We start from the raw sequence: 17,386 nt of genomic DNA on the forward strand, positions 1-17,386 counted from the left end.
CAAGCATGTCCAGACCTTCGACGCTGTACGTTCCACATGTTTTAAGCGCGGCGGATATTGCGCCGGAAGAGCGCTATCAGCGAATATCGCAGAACCTCAGCTGCTATGGCATTGAGGTCGTAAATAACCGCCGTCCGGCAGAAATTGTGGCCCACCATAAAACCATATCTGCTATTTCCGGCGATTATTGTAGTGCCATGGGTTCTAAAAACGAGACAATCTTCGACCCGCATCAGGTGGCTGAGTCTTCAACCTATATTTCTCTGCTGGTACAGGGGCATCAGCTGATCGGCGGCAGGAAAAAATCCGCCGTCGCCCAGGTTAATCCGGGACAACTCATCGTTCATCAGCGCAATGATTATTACAATTATCAATGTGATGATGTCAAACAGCTGTATATCATTCCGCATAGTGCGAAAATCAAAACGCTATTTAGCGGTCAACTGACCAGCCCAATCATCTCCCTGGATAATCACCCTTTAGCGCTATTTTTAAAATCGCATATGCTGCTACTGGACGCGCAATCGGCAAGTTTATCTACCCAGGAAACTGCGGTGATCGTCGATGGCTTACATCATATCGCGTTACAGGTTCTGGCCGATGTGGCGCAGGAGAAAGGGCTGCGCTCGTCAGGAAAACTCGCGCATCTGGTGAACAGCGCGAAATCGTTTATTGCGCTTAATTATCATCAACATAATCTCTCTCCCGACCTGCTTTGCCGAATGCTGCGCTGCTCAAGATCCAGCCTCGACCGGGCTTTTCAGCAACAGGGGAGTTCGGTGATGGCGGAGATTAAAGAGATACGCCTGGAGGCGGCCCGGCAACTGCTGGAATCCGATCCCCGACTGCGGGTTGAGCTGGTATCCTGGCGCTGCGGTTTTGTCAGCCACCCGTCATTCAGCAAGAGTTTTCGTGAAAAATACCACGCCACGCCGAAAGCCTGGCGCGACAACCATTATAAATAAAGCCTATGCCCGGGCCCTCGGCGGGTATTAGCGATGACGGAAAGATTTAAAGCGCATCGCTTTGCGTTCTTTTATATAGCTCAATAAACAATAGATCGATAATCCCAGCAGCGAAATCGCGACGATAATTAAAAGCAGCGTACTGACGTTCATTTTAGTCTTCTCTTTATCATTTATTAGTTGGTTTTATCATAATGATTCTCAGGGCCGCGAACAGCACGCCGGGCCTCAAGCCTGTTCTCTGCCCCTCAATTCTCTCCGGTGCGCAAAGTATTGATCTTCTTCGCCCAGGAGCGCAGCATGGAAGGGCAAACTTAACAAAACAACAACACAATCAAATAAGTCACAGGAGCGTATCAGTGCAAACCGGATATCGTTTTCAGGCGACGGATCTGCATCAGTTCGTCAACACTCTCTTCATTCAGCTTGGCAGTTCTCCCACCGAAGCCTCCCTTGTCGCCGACCATCTGGTGGCCGCTAATCTCGCCGGCCACGACTCACACGGGGTGGGGATGATCCCGAGCTACCTGCGTTCCCATGCTCAGGGTCATCTGCAGCTTAACCGCCATGCCAGCGTGATGAAGGACGCCGGCGCGGTAGTGACACTCGACGGCAACGCAGGCTTTGGTCAGGTAGTTGCCCATGAAGCGATGCAGAAAGGAATTGAGAAAGCCCGGCAACACGGTATGGCGGCTATCGCCCTGCGCAACGCGCATCACATCGGACGCATCGGCTACTGGGCCGAGCAGTGCGCGGCGGCAGGTTTTATTTCGATTCACTTCGTCAGCGTCGTAGGCGATCCGATGGTTGCCCCGTTTCGCGGCAAAGACAGCCGCTTTGGCACCAATCCGCTGTGCGTTATCTTCCCGCGAGAAGGCCAGCCTCCGCTACTGCTTGACTACGCCACCAGCGCGATTGCCTTTGGCAAAACGCGCGTCGCCTGGCATAAAGGCGAAGCCGTTCCGCCCGGTTCGTTGATTGACGCCCGAGGCGAACCGACCACCGACCCGGCGGTCATGCAGACCTCGCCGCTGGGCGCCCTGCTGACCTTTGCCCAGCATAAAGGCTACGCCCTCGCCACGCTGTGCGAAATCCTCGGCGGCGCCGTCTCCGGCGGCCAGACCACCCACCAGCAGAGCCTGCAGACCTGCGTCGACGCCATCTTCAACTGCATGACCACCATTATTCTCGACCCGCAAGCCTTCGACGCGCCGGACATGCAGCGCGAGACGGAAGCCTTCATCGACTGGTGTAAACAGTCGCCTCACGAGGCGCACGCGCCGATTCTGGTGCCGGGCGAATGGGAAGAGGCCAATCGTCAGGCGCGCCTGGCACAGGGCATTCCACTGGATGCCGGCAGCTGGCAGGCCATCTGCCAAGCGGCGCTGGAAGCCGGATTCCCGCCGCAGAAACTGGCGCAGTTTCAGCCCAAAATAGGCTAGCCTCTGAGAGAACGCCCTCCCCGGGCGTTCTGTTACGTCATCGTCATTAGTGACGACATCACGACGACACCTCAGCACCACGAATTAATCTCCTTACATATCAATAAATTAATTTTGGCACAACTTCTGCATACCGCTCCTGCCTTCCGCTTGCATCGCGGCGAAAGGATTCCATGACGATGGCGGGCCTGGCCCGGCCTGACCATTGATCTTCATTCACTGTTAACAGGTCTGTTACTGATGAAAAAAATCACAAGCGTTTGCCCTTATTGCGGGGCGGGTTGCAAACTCAAGCTGGTTGTCGATAACAATAAAATTATCCGTGCGGAAGCCGCCGATGGGGTAACCAATCAGAATCAGCTGTGCCTCAAAGGGTATTACGGATGGGATTTTCTTAATGATACTCAGCTGCTCACCCCGCGCCTGAAGCAGCCGATGATTCGCTACCAGAAAGGGGGGAAACTCACCCCGGTCAGCTGGGACGAGGCGATTCGCTACACGGCAAAAAAACTCCGGGAGATTAAAGAACAGTACGGCTCGCGCGCGATTATGACCACCGGTTCGTCTCGCGGCACCGGGAATGAAACCAACTATGTGATGCAGAAATTCGCCCGGGCGGTGTTAAACACCAACAACGTCGACTGCTGCGCCCGCGTGTGTCACGGTCCGTCGGTGGCGGGTCTGCAGGAGGCGCTGGGTAACGGCGCGATGAGCAACTCCATCAGCGATATTGAACACTCAAAATGTCTGCTGGTCTTTGGCTACAACTGCGCCGACTCCCACCCTATCGTCGCCCGCCGGGTGATTAAAGCGCGCGAAAACGGGGCGAAAATCATCGTCTGCGATCCGCGACGAATTGAAACCGCCCGCATTGCCGATCGCCACCTGCAGCTCAATAACGGCAGCAATATGGCGCTGGTCAACGCCTTCGGCCACGTTCTGCTGGAAGAAGATCTCTATAACCATGATTACGTCAAACGCTTTACCGAAGGGCTGGACGCCTACCGTGAGGCGGTGAAAGCCTACTCGCCTGAAGCGGTGGAAGCGATCACCGGCGTCCCGGCGCAAGAGATACGTCAGGCGGTGAGAATGTTTGCCGCCGCGCCGTCGGCCACGATCATGTGGGGCATGGGCGTCACGCAGTTCGGCCAGGCGGTCGATGTGGTGAAAGGCCTGGCCAGCCTGGCTCTGCTGACCGGTAACCTCGGCCGGGAACATGTCGGCGTCGGCCCGGTGCGCGGGCAGAACAACGTCCAGGGGGCCTGCGACATGGGCGTGCTGCCGAATCTGTTCCCCGGCTATCAGGAGGTGACCGATCCCAGCGTCCGCGCCAAATTTGCCGAGGCCTGGGGAATCGACCCGGCCATAATGGATGACAAAGTCGGCACCCGTATTACCGAAGTTCCGCATAAAGCGCTGAGCGGGGAGATCAAAGCCTACTACATCATGGGGGAAGACCCGCTGCAGACCGAAGCCGATCTGGGGCTGGTGCGTAAGGGCATCGAAGCGCTGGATTTTGTGGTGGTGCAGGATATCTTCATGACCAAAACCGCCGAAATAGCCGACGTGCTGCTGCCGGCAACCTCCTGGGGCGAACACGGCGGCGTCTTCACCTGCGCCGATCGCGGTTTTCAGCGCTTCGAAAAAGCCATCCCGGTCCCGGGCAACGTAAAACGCGACTGGGAGATCATTAGCCTGCTGGCCCGAGAAATGGGCTATCCGATGCACTACGACGACAACCAGCAAATCTGGGACGAAATGCGCGACCTGTGCCCGCTGTTCTACGGCGTCACCTATGAAAAAATGGGCGATATGAACCACGTGCAGTGGCCGTGTCCGACGCTCGAACACCCCGGCACGCCATGGCTGTATAAAGGAAACCGCTTTGATACCCCGTCGGGGAAAGGTCAACTGTTTGCCGCACCGTGGCGTGCGCCGGCGGAGACCCCGGATGCCGACTATCCGCTGGTGCTCTGTACCGTGCGCGAAGTCGGCCACTATTCGTGCCGCTCGATGACCGGCAACTGCGCGGCGTTGCAATCCCTTGCCGATGAGCCCGGTCGCGTGCAGATAAGCCGCGCCGACGCCGACCGGCTGGGGATCGCCGATCGGCAGCTGGTGTGGGTAAGCTCGCGTCGCGGCAAAGTGATTACCCGCGCGGATATCAGCGACCGTATCAACCACGGCGCCGTCTATATGACCTACCAGTGGTGGGTCGGTGCCTGCAATGAGCTTACTCAGGACAACCTCGACCCGGTCTCGAAAACGCCAGAAACCAAATATTGCGCGGTGAAGATAGAAGCCATCAAGGACCAGCTCTGGGCAGAGCAGTTTGCCTGGCGGGCCTACAGTGACATGAAAGCGCGCCTGAAGGCGGCAGTGGACGCCTGAATACCAGGGGAGAGGCATCGCCTCTCCCCTTCACGTTGATAGCAGCAGGTTCCGCCGTCGGCGTCAGCCCACCGGCAGCAGTTTTTCCACCAGCGCCGTCCACAGCGTGACGCCATGTTCAATCAGATCGTCGTTAAAATCATAGCCGGCATTATGCAGCGGTTTCGACGGCGTTTCGCCATCGGTACCGATCCAGAAATAGGCGCCTGGGCAGGCCTCCAGCATGCAGGCAAAATCCTCCGACGCCATCGACGGCGCGATCTGCCCGCTCACCGCCGCCTCGCCCAGTACCGCCACCGCCGCCTCGCGCACCTTTATCGCCTCCGCGCGATGGTTTTTGGTCACCGGATAGCCGGGATACCAGGCAATGCTCCCCTGCACGTCGGAGACCTGCGGCTGCGTACTGACATAGTGCGCAATCAGCGCTTTTACCCGTTCACGCACCCGGTTGCTCAGGCAGCGGAAGGTCCCGCGCAGCACCACCTTGTCCGGTAAAACGTTAATCGCTTCGCCGCCGTTAATCTGGGTAATGCTGACAACCGCCGACTCCTGCGGCGACAGGCGGCGCGAGGGGATCGTCTGCAGGGCCATAATCAGCTGCGCGGCGGCGACAATCGGATCGGCGCCGCTTTCCGGCATCGCCGCGTGGCAGCTTTTGCCGGTCAGGGTGATTTCAAACGCGTCCAGCGAGGCCATCATCGGCCCCTCGTTAACCGCCACGTGCCCCAGCGGCAGCCCAGGCCAATTGTGCAGCGCGTAGATACCGTCCATCGGGAAACGTTCAAATAGCCCCTCTTCCACCATCTTGCGCGCGCCGCCGAGGTTCTCCTCGGCCGGTTGAAAAACAAAATGCACCGTCCCGCGAAAGCGGCGGGTCTGGGTCAGATGCGCGGCGGCGGCCAGCAGCATCGCGGTGTGGCCATCGTGGCCGCAGGCGTGCATTACGCCCGGATTACGGGACTTATAGCTGACGTCACCCCGTTCGGTAATGGGCAGCGCGTCCATATCGGCGCGCAGGCCGATAACCGGCCCGGGGCCGTTCTCCAGGGTCGCCACCACGCCGGTCCCTGCCAGCCCGCAATGCACCTGCAGACCAAAGGATGTCAATAATTCAGCGACGCGACGCGAGGTTTTCTGTTCCTGATAGCCCAGCTCCGGGCAGGCATGAAAATCACGACGCCAGCGGATGGCCTCGGCGATCGATGAAGGCGATACTGCCATGTGTTACTCCTTTCCTGCACAGCATCAACGCTGAACGAGTATGAAATCGGGATACATTTTATGCATGCGCCCGTCGCTGGCGGAATGCCCTCTTCGTTATATCCTTTCGCCAGCGCGCTGACAACACTCCCCGGGGCCCGAACGGCGCGTTTTGCCGGGCGCCCGAGCCCGCGTATCAATATTAGTAGTCATTTCAACGGTGACAGCGCGCATGCGTTTAATTAATATTCAGGGTCGTCGGCACTTTGCCGGATTATCCACCTGTTGACTTCCGTTATCGGGAATAAAATGTTTAACCCAGACCAGAATCGCCTTGCCCCCACGCTGGCGATGATTATGGCCGCGTCATTAGTGGGATTTATCACCGGTTATACGGTGCCTTTAATCAGCCTTGAACTTGCCCAGCAGCAGACAGACACCGTCTACGTCGGCCTGCTGGCCGCGCTGCCGCCGGCGGGGATGATGCTCTCGTCGTTCCTCTCGCCCGCGCTGTGCCGTCGTTTTGAGATAGGCACCTTGCTTACGGCCAACCTGATCCTGCTGGCGCTCGCCACCATCGCCTCCTGTCTGACCGTCGATCTGCAGCAGCTGCTGCTGCCGCGCTTTCTGACCGGGATAGCCTCCGGGGTGATCATCGTGCTTGGCGAAAGCTGGATAACCGGCGGCGCGGCGGGTAAAAACCGCGCCACCCTGACCGGTATTTACGCCTCGGCATTCACCGGCTGCCAGTTGGCCGGGCCGCTGCTGATCTCTGCCGGCGCCGATTATCAAATCTGGGTGCTGCTGGCCGTCGTCGGCCTGACCGCGGCGTGTCTGCTGATGCTACGCCATCTGCCGGGCGGAAGCCGCGAAAGCCTCGCTGAACGCGCCAGCTGGCGCAGCCTGGGCGCGTTTTTACCGGTCCTGGCGTCCGGCGTCTTCTGCTTTGCCTTCTTTGACGCCAGCATTCTTGCGCTGCTGCCGCTCTACGGGATGGATAAAGGGCTGAACGAGGCGATGGCGGTTCTGCTGGTGACCATTGTGTTAACCGGCGATGCCTTCTTCCAGGCGCCGCTGGGCTGGGTTGCCGATAAATTTGGCATCCGCCGCGTACACCTGAGCTGCGCGGTGGTGTTTTGCCTCGCCCTGGCGGCGCTCCCTTTCCTGCTGGCGTCGCCTGTACAGCTCATCGTCGGGTGTCTGATCCTCGGCGCGGCGGCGGGGGCGCTGTATACGCTCTCGCTGGTGCGCGCCGGTAAAACCTTCAGCGGGCAGAAGCTTATTATGATCAACGCGCTGCTGGGCTTTTTCTGGTCGGCGGGCAGCGTTGCCGGCCCGGTTGTCAGTAGCCTGCTGATCAGCGTATCCGGCTATGATGGCCTGCTGGTCACCCTACTGGCCTGCGGAGTGCTGTTCCTGCTGATTCAGTGCCTGGGGAAAACGGAGAAAGCGCTGCTGGCGAATGCACGCCAGGACCGCGATGACGACGATGCTCAGACTGAAACCGCCTGAGATGCAACCTTAACTGAGCGGCTAACGGCAAGCGCCACCGGGGGATATTCCCTGATGGCGCGCCGTCGTACGGTATTATAATACCTTGCTTAAGAAGGCCGCGGTGCGCGGATTAACCGGAGCAGTAAAGATCTGCTCTGGTTTCCCCTCTTCCTGAATAATGCCCTGATCGATAAAGATAACCCGGTCAGCCACTTCGCGGGCAAAGCCCATCTCGTGCGTGACGATAACCATCGTCATCCCTTCGCTGGCGAGATTTTTCATCACTTCCAGCACGTCACCCACCAGCTCGGGGTCCAGCGCAGAAGTCGGTTCATCAAACAGCATAATGGAAGGCTTCATCGCCAGCGCGCGGGCGATAGCCACCCGCTGCTGCTGGCCGCCGGAGAGACTGGAGGGCCAGGCGTCACGTTTATCGCTTAATCCTACCTTCGCCAGCAGCTCTTCCGCCAGCTGCACCGCCTGCGAACGGCTCACGCCGTGCAGGTTGATCGGCGCCATGATCAGATTTTCCAGCACCGTCATATGGGGGAAGAGATTAAAGCGCTGAAAAACCATGCCAACGCTTTCCCGCATCTTGTTCAGATCGGTGCTGCGGTCGTGGGCGGCAAAGCCGTTGACTTCGACGATGCCTTCGCTGACGCTTTCCAGCGCATTCATACAGCGCAGGAACGTGCTTTTTCCGGAACCCGACGGCCCGATAATACAGACGACCTCCTGCGGTTTAATATCGCAGCTGATGCCCCGCAGTACGTGGCTGTCGCCGAAACGTTTGTGCAGATTATTAATGTGAATCACTTTTGCCAAACCTCTTTTCCAGACGGTTAACCAGCTGCGCCAGCAGGAAGGTAATGACCCAGTAGACCAGAGAAATGGTCAGGTAGGGCTCCCAGTAGGTGGCATAGGCGCCGGAAACGGTACGCGCGGCATAGGCCAGATCGGCAAGACCAATCGCCGAAGCCAGCGAAGAGTCTTTGACGATGGCAATCGCATTGTTCCCCAGCGGCGGCAGGATCCGCCGAAAGGCCTGCGGCAGAATCACCTGGCGCATGGTTTTCCACCACGGCATCCCCAGCGCGCGTGAAGCTTCCATCTGCCCTTTATCAATCGACTGAATCCCGGCGCGGAAGATTTCCGAAACATAGGCCCCGGCATTGAGGGTAATGGCCACGATACAGGAGAGAAACGCGCCGTAGTTAGAACGCAGTTCGCGGGCAAAATCGGCGCTCATCAGCCCATGGCTGACCAGCAGACCGTCACGCGGGTTGATAAACAGCGGCACCAGCGCGAAGTGCACCACCATAATCTGCACAAACAGCGGCGTGCCGCGAAACGCGCTGACGTAAACGCGCACCGGAAACTGCACCAGATAGCGCAGCACATATTTCCACGCTCCGTGTTCCGCTTTCGCCATCCGCCCAAGGCCCAGCGTCAGGCCCCACAGGGTACCGAGGATCACGCAGATAATGGTACATTTAATGGTCATCAAGGCGCCGTCCATAAACAGCGGACCGTACTCCTCGATGATCTCCCAACGGAATCCCGTCATAGTGCTTCCCTAAAAAATACGGCTATCGCACGCGTCGATAGCCGTCATGAAAACCAAAAGATGAATTATTGCGCAGGCAGCGTCGGGACGTTGTCGTCAAACCAGGTTTTATAGATTTTGGCGTAGGTGCCGTCGGCGACGATTTTCTTCAGACCGGCGTTGATTTTCGCCTGCAGTTCAGCGTTGCCTTTGGCCACCGCGATACCGAAATACTGGCGTTCAAACCTGGCGTCCGGCACCAGCTTAAACTGCTTCTCCGGATGCTGTTTGATGTAGTATTTCACCACGCCCACGTCGCCCACCGCCGCGCTGACGCCGTCTTCAAACAGCTCCTGCAGCATCAGCGGGGTATTATCAAAACGCTTAATAGAGGTGCTGTTTTTACCCAGCACATCCGAGACCACGATATCGCCGGTGCTTGAGTTCACCACCCCGACCTTCTCACTCTTCAGCGCTGCCAGAGAGGTCACTTTGGAATCTGCCGGCACCACGATGGACTGCTCAGCCGGGAAGTAAGGGGCGGAAAAATCAACCATCTGCTTGCGCTTATCGGTGATGGTTATCCCGGAGATAATGATGTCGCGGTCGCCGGAGCCGAGGGTGGCGAAGATCCCTTCCCACGGCGTATTCACCAGCTTGATAGTAAAGTTCTCCGCTTTAGCGATCGCTTTAATGATATCAATATCAAAACCTTCCAGCTGCTTCTGGCTGTTTTCATATTCAAACGGGCGGTAGGTCCCACCGGAACCGACAACGTAGGTTTCCTGTGCCGCCTGCGCGCTCCCGGCGAGAGCCGCCAGCAGACAACACGCTTTCATCCATTTCCCCATTATGACAACCTCTTTTTATGCATTAATTTTGCATAAAAATACACATCATCACGATTACTTGCAACAGTAAACCTTTCAGCCAGTGAATTATCGTGTACTTAGCTGCGTTTACCGCCGGATTTACCAATCGCTTTATGCAGTTCGTTAATGCGCTTCATTGATTTCATGGTCCGCTGCGGCGTGGTCGTCGCCACCGACAGCACCAGCATTTCTAGACAGACCAGCACCGTACCGTGAAGCGGTACCCGGCCGTTATCGCCGCCGCGCGGGACGTCGATCACCACCTGCGCCTCCTGGCTAAAACGTGAGTCCACCGCCTGGGTCAACAAAATCGTCGGGATCCCCAGCCGCCGGGCTTCGCGCAGCGCGGTCATCCCTTCACGATGCGGCGATTTCTGTCCCATCATAATCATCACATCGCCACGCTGCAGGCTAATCAGCTGCTCGGCAAGGCTGAAGCCGGTACGGTTGAGCACGCAGGACGGTAACCCGATACGGCTGAACAGCCTGCCGGTGTACTCTGCCAGAATCCCCGATGCCCCGATGCCGAAAATCGCCACCTGCCGCGCCTCGCTGAGTAGCGCCACCGCCTGAGCGACGGCGGCACGGTTGGCGGGACGAGAGAGCACTTCACAGGCGCGCTGATGGCCCTCCAGCACAAAATCAATGCTCGAATTCACATCGCAGGAGAGCGCATTCACCGTTGACAGCATCTTCTCCGATGAGGTGATGGAGGGGCCGAACCAGCGCTCCATGGTCTGCTTCAGTTCGCGCAGCCCGGCAAAACCCAGCGCCTGAATGGCCCGCACAACCGTGGCATCCGAAGTCTGCGTCGCCGCGGCGATCTCCATCGCCGTGCGCTCCAGCACCACTTCACGGTTGTCGTTGATATAGCTGACGACCGCCAGCAGACGCGGCGAGAGCTGGTGCGCCCGGGCGCGAAAGCGTTCGCCGAACAGGTCGACCCGCCCTTTCTCTCTTTTCACCGGCGTTTTCATTTCAGCTCCGCCGGCAGCGGACGACCGGCAATGTGCGACTGCACCTGCGCCACCATCAGGGTCAGGGCGGCAAAGGAGTTAGAGATAACCTCCTCGCGCGGCAGCAGGATATAGCGGCCGGTGCGGCAGGCACGCATAAAGTCGCACCAGCCGGGCATCACCCCTTCCATCGCCTGCAGCTCCTCCTGCGGTTTACCGCCGGTATCCGAGCGCCAGGTAGCAAAAACAAAATCCGCATCCAGCTCCGGCAGCTGTTCGGCGCTGACGTCAATTCGCTGTCCGTCGGGGATCTTGTCGATCAACGGCGGAAAACGAAACCCGGCGTCGCGCAGTACCCGTCCCAGCGCGTGATAGGAGTGGTGAACGGTGACTTTGCCATTGTTGGCCTGAATAACCGACACCGTGATGTTGCGGGTATCCACCATCGCTTTGAGCTGGGCGATCTGCGCCTGATAGCGGCGCTCAAGAATTGCCAGCCGCGCCTGGCTGCCGGTGAGCTGCGCCAGCTTGCTGTAAATTCGCGGCGCGCTGCCCTGCAGATGGTCAATGCTGACCGTCGGCGCAATCTTCTCCAGCTGTTCCACAGAGACGTGGCGGCTCGGTTCGGTAATAATCAGATCCGGTTTCGCCGCTGCAACGGCTTCGAGGTCAATATCCGCGGTGCCGATAAACTGGATCGCGCTGTTATCAAAATCGACCCCGGTCAGCTGGGCGCTGGAGCGCAGATAGTGGCTACCGTCGGGGCGGGTGCGTCCGTGGCTGGCCACCGGCGGCACGCCAAGCTCAATGAGCGGAATCGTGATATCCAGGTCGTGCATCGAGACGATACGCTGCGGATGCAGCGGCACCGTCACCACCCGCCCTAAATCATCAGTAAACGTTTGTGTTTGACGCTCGGCGGCGCCGGTAACGCCCGCCGCTAACAACAGCAAAGAAATAAGCCAACGCATAGCAACCCTTCTACATTACAGGACGTCACGACGACGCCACAGCAGCAAGATAAAAAACGGACACCCCACCAGCGCAATAACAATTCCGGCCGGAATTTGCAGCGGCGCGAAGGCCAGACGGCCGAGAGTATCGGTAAACAGCACCAGCAGCGCGCCAATCAAAGCGCTGCCGCACAGCAGCGACACCTGGCCACCGCGCAGCAGAAAGCGCGCCATGTGCGGCGCCATCAGCCCGACAAAGCCAAGGCTGCCGACGCAGGAGACGCTGGCGGAGGTGAGCAGCACCGGCGCAAAAAAGCGCAGCAGGGTCAGCTGCTGCAGGCGCACGCCGAGTCCCACGGCGGTACGGTCGCCAAGCTGCGCCACATCCGCCGCCCGGGCGGTCAAAAACAGAATCAATGTCCCCGGCAGCGCCCACAAAAAGGCCACCATCAACAGCGACCAGGTTGCCGCGTGCAGACTGCCGGCAAGCCAGATCATCGCCGTTTGCACATCGCGCACATCGGCGGTAGTCATAAAAATGCCGACCGCCGCCGCCAGCGTCCAGGAGACGCCGATACCGATCAGAATGAAGCGCGGCCGCGAGCAATCCCGGGCCAGTACCAGCACCAGCAGCGCCACCAGTGCCCCGCCCAGAATGCCGGCCAGCGGGCGCCAGACCAGCCCGACGGCGGGAAAGAACAGAATCAACGCCAGCACGACCACGCTGGCTCCCTCTTTGACGCCAATCAGCCCCGGGTCCGCCAGCCCGTTTCGGGTGATGCTCTGCATCGCCGCCCCCGCCAGCCCGAGCATAGCGCCGCACAGCAGCGCCATCAGCAGCCTGGGAAGGCGAATATCAAACAGGATAAAGCGCGGCTGGTCGCCGACATTTTCTGGGGCAAAGAGCGCTCGCGCCAGAGTACCGGCAGGCAGCGGGAAGCTGCCGCGCGTCAGGCCAAAGCTTGCCAGCAGCAGAATGGCGATAATCAGCACCGCAGCGATGTTCAGCGCCGCGGGGCGCAGAAGCAGATGGCAGCTCCCCGCGCGAAGGGGCCGGAAACCGGCACGGCGCGCCGCGTTTTTCATTTAAAAAACCTCGCCGCAATAAAGATAAATACCGGAGCGCCAACCAGCGCAGTCATCGCCCCGGTCGCCAGCTCCTGCGGCGCCACCAGGGTGCGGGCGGCGATATCCGCGAACAGCAGCACCAGCGCCCCGACCGGCGCCGCCAGCGGCAGCGCCAGACGAATATCTTCGCTGACCAGGCGACGAATAACGTGTGGCACCACCAGTCCGACAAAACCGATCGGCCCGGCAACCGCCACTGCCGCCCCGCACAGCAGCGCAATGGCGCCCAGCCCCAGCAGTCGGGTCTGAATAATGCTCACCCCCAGCCCCAGCGCCACCTTATCGCCCAGCGCCAGAACGTTCAGACGTGGCGCGATAAGCAGCGCGAGCAGGCCACCGGCCAGCGCCGGAAGCGTCGCCGAGCGTAAAATTTGCCAGTTGAGTCCGGCCAGATCGCCCGCCAGCCACGTGCGCATCGCCAGCAGCGTTTGTTCATCCAGAATCAGGATCGCGGCGGTGACCGCCGAGGCAAAGGCGGAGAGCGCCACACCGCAGAGCGTGATGCGTAGCGGCGTCGCCCCGCCGCGTCCGGCGGTCGCCAGCAGCATCACGCCGCCGAACAGCAGCGCCGCGCCGCCGGCGGCAATCAGCGGGCGACCTGGCGTCATGCCGCTCAGACCCAGCGCCGATGTGCCGACTACCGCCAGTGAGGCGCCGGCGTTAAGCCCGAGAATATGCGGTTCCCCCAGCGGGTTACGAATCACCGTCTGCAGCAGCACTCCGGCGACGCCCAGCGCCGCGCCGGTCAACAGCGCCGCCGCGAGACGAACCAGTCGCAGCTCGACAATAATCCGCTGGTCAAAATTACGCGGGTCATAGTGAAACAGCGCCTGAAGCACCGTCTCCGGCGCAATCCAGCGCGCCCCCAGTCCAAGATGCACCACCGAACCGACAATCAGCAGCAGCGTCAGTAGCGCGAGCGCTCGTTTTGGCCGCGCCTGGCGGCGGCGGTGCAACAGCAGCGCGGAGGCGCTCATTGGGCTTGCTCCTGTCGCGCGCGGAAAGGCATAAAAAAGGGTTTCCCGGTCTGCGGGTTGAGCGACATCTGTACCTCAACATCAAACACGGTTTTGATAAGCTCCGGGGTGCAACTGGCGTTTTCGTCCACGACCCCGGCAATACGCCCTTTCTTGAGGAACACCAGGATATCGGCATAGTTCACCGCAAAGTTAAGGTCGTGCAGCACGGTGACCACCGTGCGTCCATGTTCGCGGGTCAGGGTTTGCAGCAGTTCGAGGATATCGACCTGATAGCGCAAATCGAGCCAGGTGGTCGGCTCGTCCAGCAGGATCGTCGGCGTTTCCTGGGCCAGCGCCATCGCAATCCAGCAGCGCTGGCGCTGGCCACCGGAGAGGCTGTCTACCGGCAGATGGGCGAATTCGGCGGTGCCGGTCAACGCCATGGCCTCTTCTACCGCCCGTTCGTCGGCATCAGACCACTGGCGCATCAATCCCTGCCAGGGGTAGCGACCGCGGGAAACCAGCTCAAAGACCGTTAATCCTTCGGGAGTGAGCGGTGACTGAGGCAGAATCCCCAGCTGGCGTGCAACCGCCCGGGTCGGCATGGTGTGAATCGTCTGACCATCCAGACGCACGCTGCCGCCAAGCGGTTTCAGCATGCGGGCAATCGTCGACAGCAGGGTGGATTTACCGGAGCCGTTGGCCCCGGCCAGTACCGTCATTTTACCGTGAGGGATCGTCAAATGAATGTCATCGACAATCAGGGTCTGGCCGTATCCGGCCGACAGGGAATCCAGTACGATTCCCTGCTCTGCAGGCATCACCCGCTGTGGCATAACTCGCTCCTGCGCCGCAACGGCGTGGCATCAGCCAGCACGTTCTGCACTCAAACAAAAATAAATCTCATTCTCTTTTGATCATGCTGCGGATGAATGTAGTAGTCAATACTCTGTTTTAACGGGCATAAATTGCCTGCACTACCCGGATAACCCCGGGAAGAGGATTACATTTTAAATATATAAAACAGATAATTAACTCAAAAATACGGGTAAGGAATAGCGCCAGAAACGCCGATCCGGCAACTGCTGATTTTTTATCTTACATAACATTTACTACTACATCCCCTCGTGATTGAATGATTCTCAATTACATGCCTGAACGCAAATCATCACAGTTAACAGGCAGATAATATTTTTAAGGGCAATGATTTAATTGGCTTTTTCTGTCTGCAAAGGACAGATTCGTTCACGAGAAACAGACAAATGACGCGATCAACGATCCCTTTCACGACGCTGAAAGGGCGAGCTCTTTTTTCACTGATATTTTTGGGTTCTTTTACCTCACCGGGATTAATTGCAGCAGAAAACAGCGCCAGCAAAGAGAAAACGGCTGGCGACGAAACCATGACGGTGGTCGCCGAGGGTGCGCAGAATGACACCAACGGCTATCAGCCGGTTGCCAGCTCAACGGCAACCCTCACGTCGATGCCGCTGCTGGATATCCCGCAGGTGGTGAATACCGTCAGCGACAAGGTGCTGGAAGATCAGCACGCCACCACTCTTGACGAGGCGCTGTATAACGTCGCCAACGTCGTCCAGACCAACACCCTCGGCGGGACCCAGGATGCCTTTACCCGCCGCGGTTTTGGCGCCAACCGCGACGGTTCCATCATGACCAACGGTCTGCGTACCGTTTTGCCGCGCAGCTTTAATGCCGCCACCGAACGCGTAGAGGTGTTGAAAGGCCCGGCCTCCACACTGTACGGCATTCTCGACCCCGGCGGATTGATTAACGTCGTCACGAAGCGCCCGGAGAGAACCTTTGGCGGCTCGATTTCCGCCACCTCCAGCAGCTTTGGCGGCGGCACCGGCCAGTTTGACGTCACCGGCCCCATCGAAGGTACGCGGCTGGCCTACCGGATCATCGGCGAGTACCAACACGAAGATTACTGGCGCAACTTTGGTAAAGAGAAAAGTAGCTTTATCGCCCCTTCCCTGACCTGGTTTGGCGACCGGGCGACGGTGAACGTGTCGTACTCCCATCGCGACTACAATACGCCGTTCGATCGCGGGACGATCTTCGATCTCAATACCGGCCACGCGGTCAACGTCGATCGGAAAACGCGCTTTGACGAGCCGTTTAACGTTACCGATGGTTATTCCGATCTGGCGCAGCTGAACGCCGAATATCGCCTGAACGATGCCTGGACCGCCCGCTTTGACTACAGCTACAGCCAGGATCACTACAACGATAACCAGGCCCGCGTGACCGCCTACGATTCGGCCACCGGCGATCTGACCCGCCGCGTTGACGCCACCCACGGCTCAACGCAGAAGATGCACACAACCCGCGCCGATTTACAGGGCAACGTGGTCGTCGGCGGGTTTTATAACGAAGTCCTCACCGGCATCGCCTATGAGAATTACGATCTGCTGCGCACCGACATGATCCGCTGTAAGAATGTGAAAGGGTTCAATATTTACAATCCGGTCTACGGCACTGTCGGCACATGCAGCACCGTTTCGGACTCCGATAGCGATCAGCGTATTCAGCAGGAGAGCTACGCCGCCTACGTTCAGGACGCGCTCTATCTGACCGACAAGTGGATTGCCGTTGCCGGGATGCGTTATCAGTACTATACCCAGTACGCCGGCAAAGGGCGTCCGTTCAATGTCAACACCGACAGCAGCGACCAGAAATGGACGCCGAAATTGGGCCTGGTGTATAAGCTGACGCCAACCGTCTCGCTGTTCGGTAACGTGGCGCAGTCGTTTATGCCGCAGTCATCGATCGCCAGCTATATCGGCAATCTGCCGCCCGAAGAGTCCACATCCTACGAAGTGGGCGCGAAGTTTGATCTGTTAAGCGGTATCACCGCCAACATCGCGCTGTTTGATATTCATAAACGCAACGTGCTGTACACCGAAGCCGTCGGCGACGAGACCGTCGCCAAGACCGCCGGGAAAGTGCGTTCACGCGGCGTCGAGGTGGATCTGGCCGGTTCGATTACCGATAACCTGAGCGTGATCGCCAGCTACGGCTATACCGACGCGAAAGTGCTCGACGATCCTGACTATGCCGGCAAGCCGCTGCCCAACGTACCGAAACACACCGGATCGTTGTTCCTCAGCTACGACATCCATAACGTCTACGACAGCAATACGCTGACCGTCGGCGGCGGCGGTCGCGCGGTGAGCAAACGCTCCGGCACCAACGGCGCGGACTATTATCTGCAGGGCTACGCGGTCGCCGATGTCTTCGCCGCCTATAAGATGAAGCTGCAATATCCGGTGACGCTGCAGGTTAACGTGAAGAACCTGTTTGATAAGACCTACTACACCTCATCCATCGCCACAAACAACCTGGGCAACCAGATTGGCGATCCGCGAGAAGTGCAGTTTACGGTGAAAATGGACTTCTGATTGCATCACCACGCCCGGACAGCGCCGTCGCGGCCTGTCCGGGCACCTCCGTTGCGCC

15 protein-coding genes are annotated in these 17,386 nt (G+C 58.9%); 5 read left to right on the forward strand and 10 right to left on the reverse strand.

The window, feature by feature from the left end; all coding sequences use genetic code 11:
• The first annotated feature begins 5 nt into the window (after positions 1-5).
• Positions 6-965 carry a helix-turn-helix domain-containing protein gene (locus AC007G_RS20840; RefSeq protein ID WP_032687196.1) on the forward strand — a complete coding sequence of 320 codons (960 nt, stop codon included), beginning with the start codon at positions 6-8 and terminating at the stop codon, positions 963-965.
• A gap of 27 nt (positions 966-992) precedes the next feature.
• On the opposite strand, the gene AC007G_RS20845 is transcribed toward AC007G_RS20840, so the two are convergent.
• Positions 993-1,118 (reverse strand): small membrane protein, encoded by a 126-nt coding sequence (locus tag AC007G_RS20845; protein ID WP_138223600.1) that lies wholly within the window; start codon positions 1,116-1,118, stop codon positions 993-995.
• 206 nt (positions 1,119-1,324) lie between these two features.
• On the opposite strand from AC007G_RS20845, the gene AC007G_RS20850 reads away from it, so the two are divergent.
• Together AC007G_RS20850 and fdhF are read left to right on the forward strand one after the other, a co-directional pair.
• Positions 1,325-2,407, forward strand: coding sequence for a malate/lactate/ureidoglycolate dehydrogenase (locus tag AC007G_RS20850; protein ID WP_046852310.1), 1,083 nt, complete (start codon positions 1,325-1,327; stop codon positions 2,405-2,407).
• Positions 2,408-2,647: 240 nt separating this feature from the next.
• On the forward strand, positions 2,648-4,798 hold the full coding sequence (gene fdhF, locus AC007G_RS20855; RefSeq protein ID WP_133960111.1) for a formate dehydrogenase subunit alpha: 2,151 nt from the start codon (positions 2,648-2,650) through the stop codon (positions 4,796-4,798).
• A 63-nt stretch (positions 4,799-4,861) separates the two neighbouring features.
• Here the strand turns inward: fdhF and AC007G_RS20860 are convergent, their stop codons facing one another.
• A complete protein-coding gene (locus AC007G_RS20860) occupies positions 4,862-6,019 on the reverse strand; it encodes a M20 aminoacylase family protein (protein WP_032687193.1) in 1,158 nt (385 codons plus the stop codon).
• Positions 6,020-6,307: 288 nt separating this feature from the next.
• On the opposite strand from AC007G_RS20860, the gene AC007G_RS20865 reads away from it, so the two are divergent.
• The gene (locus tag AC007G_RS20865; RefSeq protein WP_032687192.1) at positions 6,308-7,510 is read left to right on the forward strand and encodes an MFS transporter; all 1,203 of its coding nucleotides are present in this window, start codon (positions 6,308-6,310) and stop codon (positions 7,508-7,510) included.
• Between the two features lie 75 nt (positions 7,511-7,585).
• On the opposite strand, the gene AC007G_RS20870 is transcribed toward AC007G_RS20865, so the two are convergent.
• From AC007G_RS20870 to AC007G_RS20905, 8 genes are all read right to left on the reverse strand, one after another.
• The gene (locus AC007G_RS20870; RefSeq protein WP_032687354.1) at positions 7,586-8,308 is read right to left on the reverse strand and encodes an amino acid ABC transporter ATP-binding protein; all 723 of its coding nucleotides are present in this window, start codon (positions 8,306-8,308) and stop codon (positions 7,586-7,588) included.
• Positions 8,295-9,059, reverse strand: a complete 765-nt coding sequence (locus tag AC007G_RS20875; protein WP_032687191.1) for an amino acid ABC transporter permease — start codon at positions 9,057-9,059, stop codon at positions 8,295-8,297. Before AC007G_RS20875 ends, AC007G_RS20870 begins: the two co-directional genes overlap by 14 nt.
• A 65-nt stretch (positions 9,060-9,124) precedes the next feature.
• Complete coding sequence (locus AC007G_RS20880) at positions 9,125-9,889, reverse strand: basic amino acid ABC transporter substrate-binding protein (protein WP_371315426.1); 765 nt, start codon at positions 9,887-9,889, stop codon at positions 9,125-9,127.
• Positions 9,890-9,987: 98 nt separating this feature from the next.
• Positions 9,988-10,887: a MurR/RpiR family transcriptional regulator gene (locus AC007G_RS20885; RefSeq protein ID WP_032687189.1), complete on the reverse strand. Its 900-nt coding sequence runs from the start codon at positions 10,885-10,887 to the stop codon at positions 9,988-9,990.
• Positions 10,884-11,837 carry an iron-siderophore ABC transporter substrate-binding protein gene (locus AC007G_RS20890; protein ID WP_032697351.1) on the reverse strand — a complete coding sequence of 318 codons (954 nt, stop codon included), beginning with the start codon at positions 11,835-11,837 and terminating at the stop codon, positions 10,884-10,886. The genes AC007G_RS20885 and AC007G_RS20890 overlap by 4 nt, the downstream gene beginning before the upstream one ends.
• 15 nt (positions 11,838-11,852) lie before the next feature.
• Positions 11,853-12,905, reverse strand: a complete 1,053-nt coding sequence (locus AC007G_RS20895; RefSeq protein ID WP_032687187.1) for a FecCD family ABC transporter permease — start codon at positions 12,903-12,905, stop codon at positions 11,853-11,855.
• Positions 12,902-13,924 (reverse strand): FecCD family ABC transporter permease, encoded by a 1,023-nt coding sequence (locus AC007G_RS20900; protein WP_032687184.1) that lies wholly within the window; start codon positions 13,922-13,924, stop codon positions 12,902-12,904. Before AC007G_RS20900 ends, AC007G_RS20895 begins: the two co-directional genes overlap by 4 nt.
• Positions 13,921-14,742: an ABC transporter ATP-binding protein gene (locus AC007G_RS20905; RefSeq protein WP_032697353.1), complete on the reverse strand. Its 822-nt coding sequence runs from the start codon at positions 14,740-14,742 to the stop codon at positions 13,921-13,923. Before AC007G_RS20905 ends, AC007G_RS20900 begins: the two co-directional genes overlap by 4 nt.
• A gap of 516 nt (positions 14,743-15,258) precedes the next feature.
• Between AC007G_RS20905 and AC007G_RS20910 the strand changes: the two genes are divergently transcribed.
• Positions 15,259-17,328, forward strand: a complete 2,070-nt coding sequence (locus AC007G_RS20910; protein ID WP_094898152.1) for a TonB-dependent siderophore receptor — start codon at positions 15,259-15,261, stop codon at positions 17,326-17,328.
• Positions 17,329-17,386: the final 58 nt, after the last annotated feature.

Source organism: Klebsiella sp. CSG-1 (assembly GCF_056521145.1).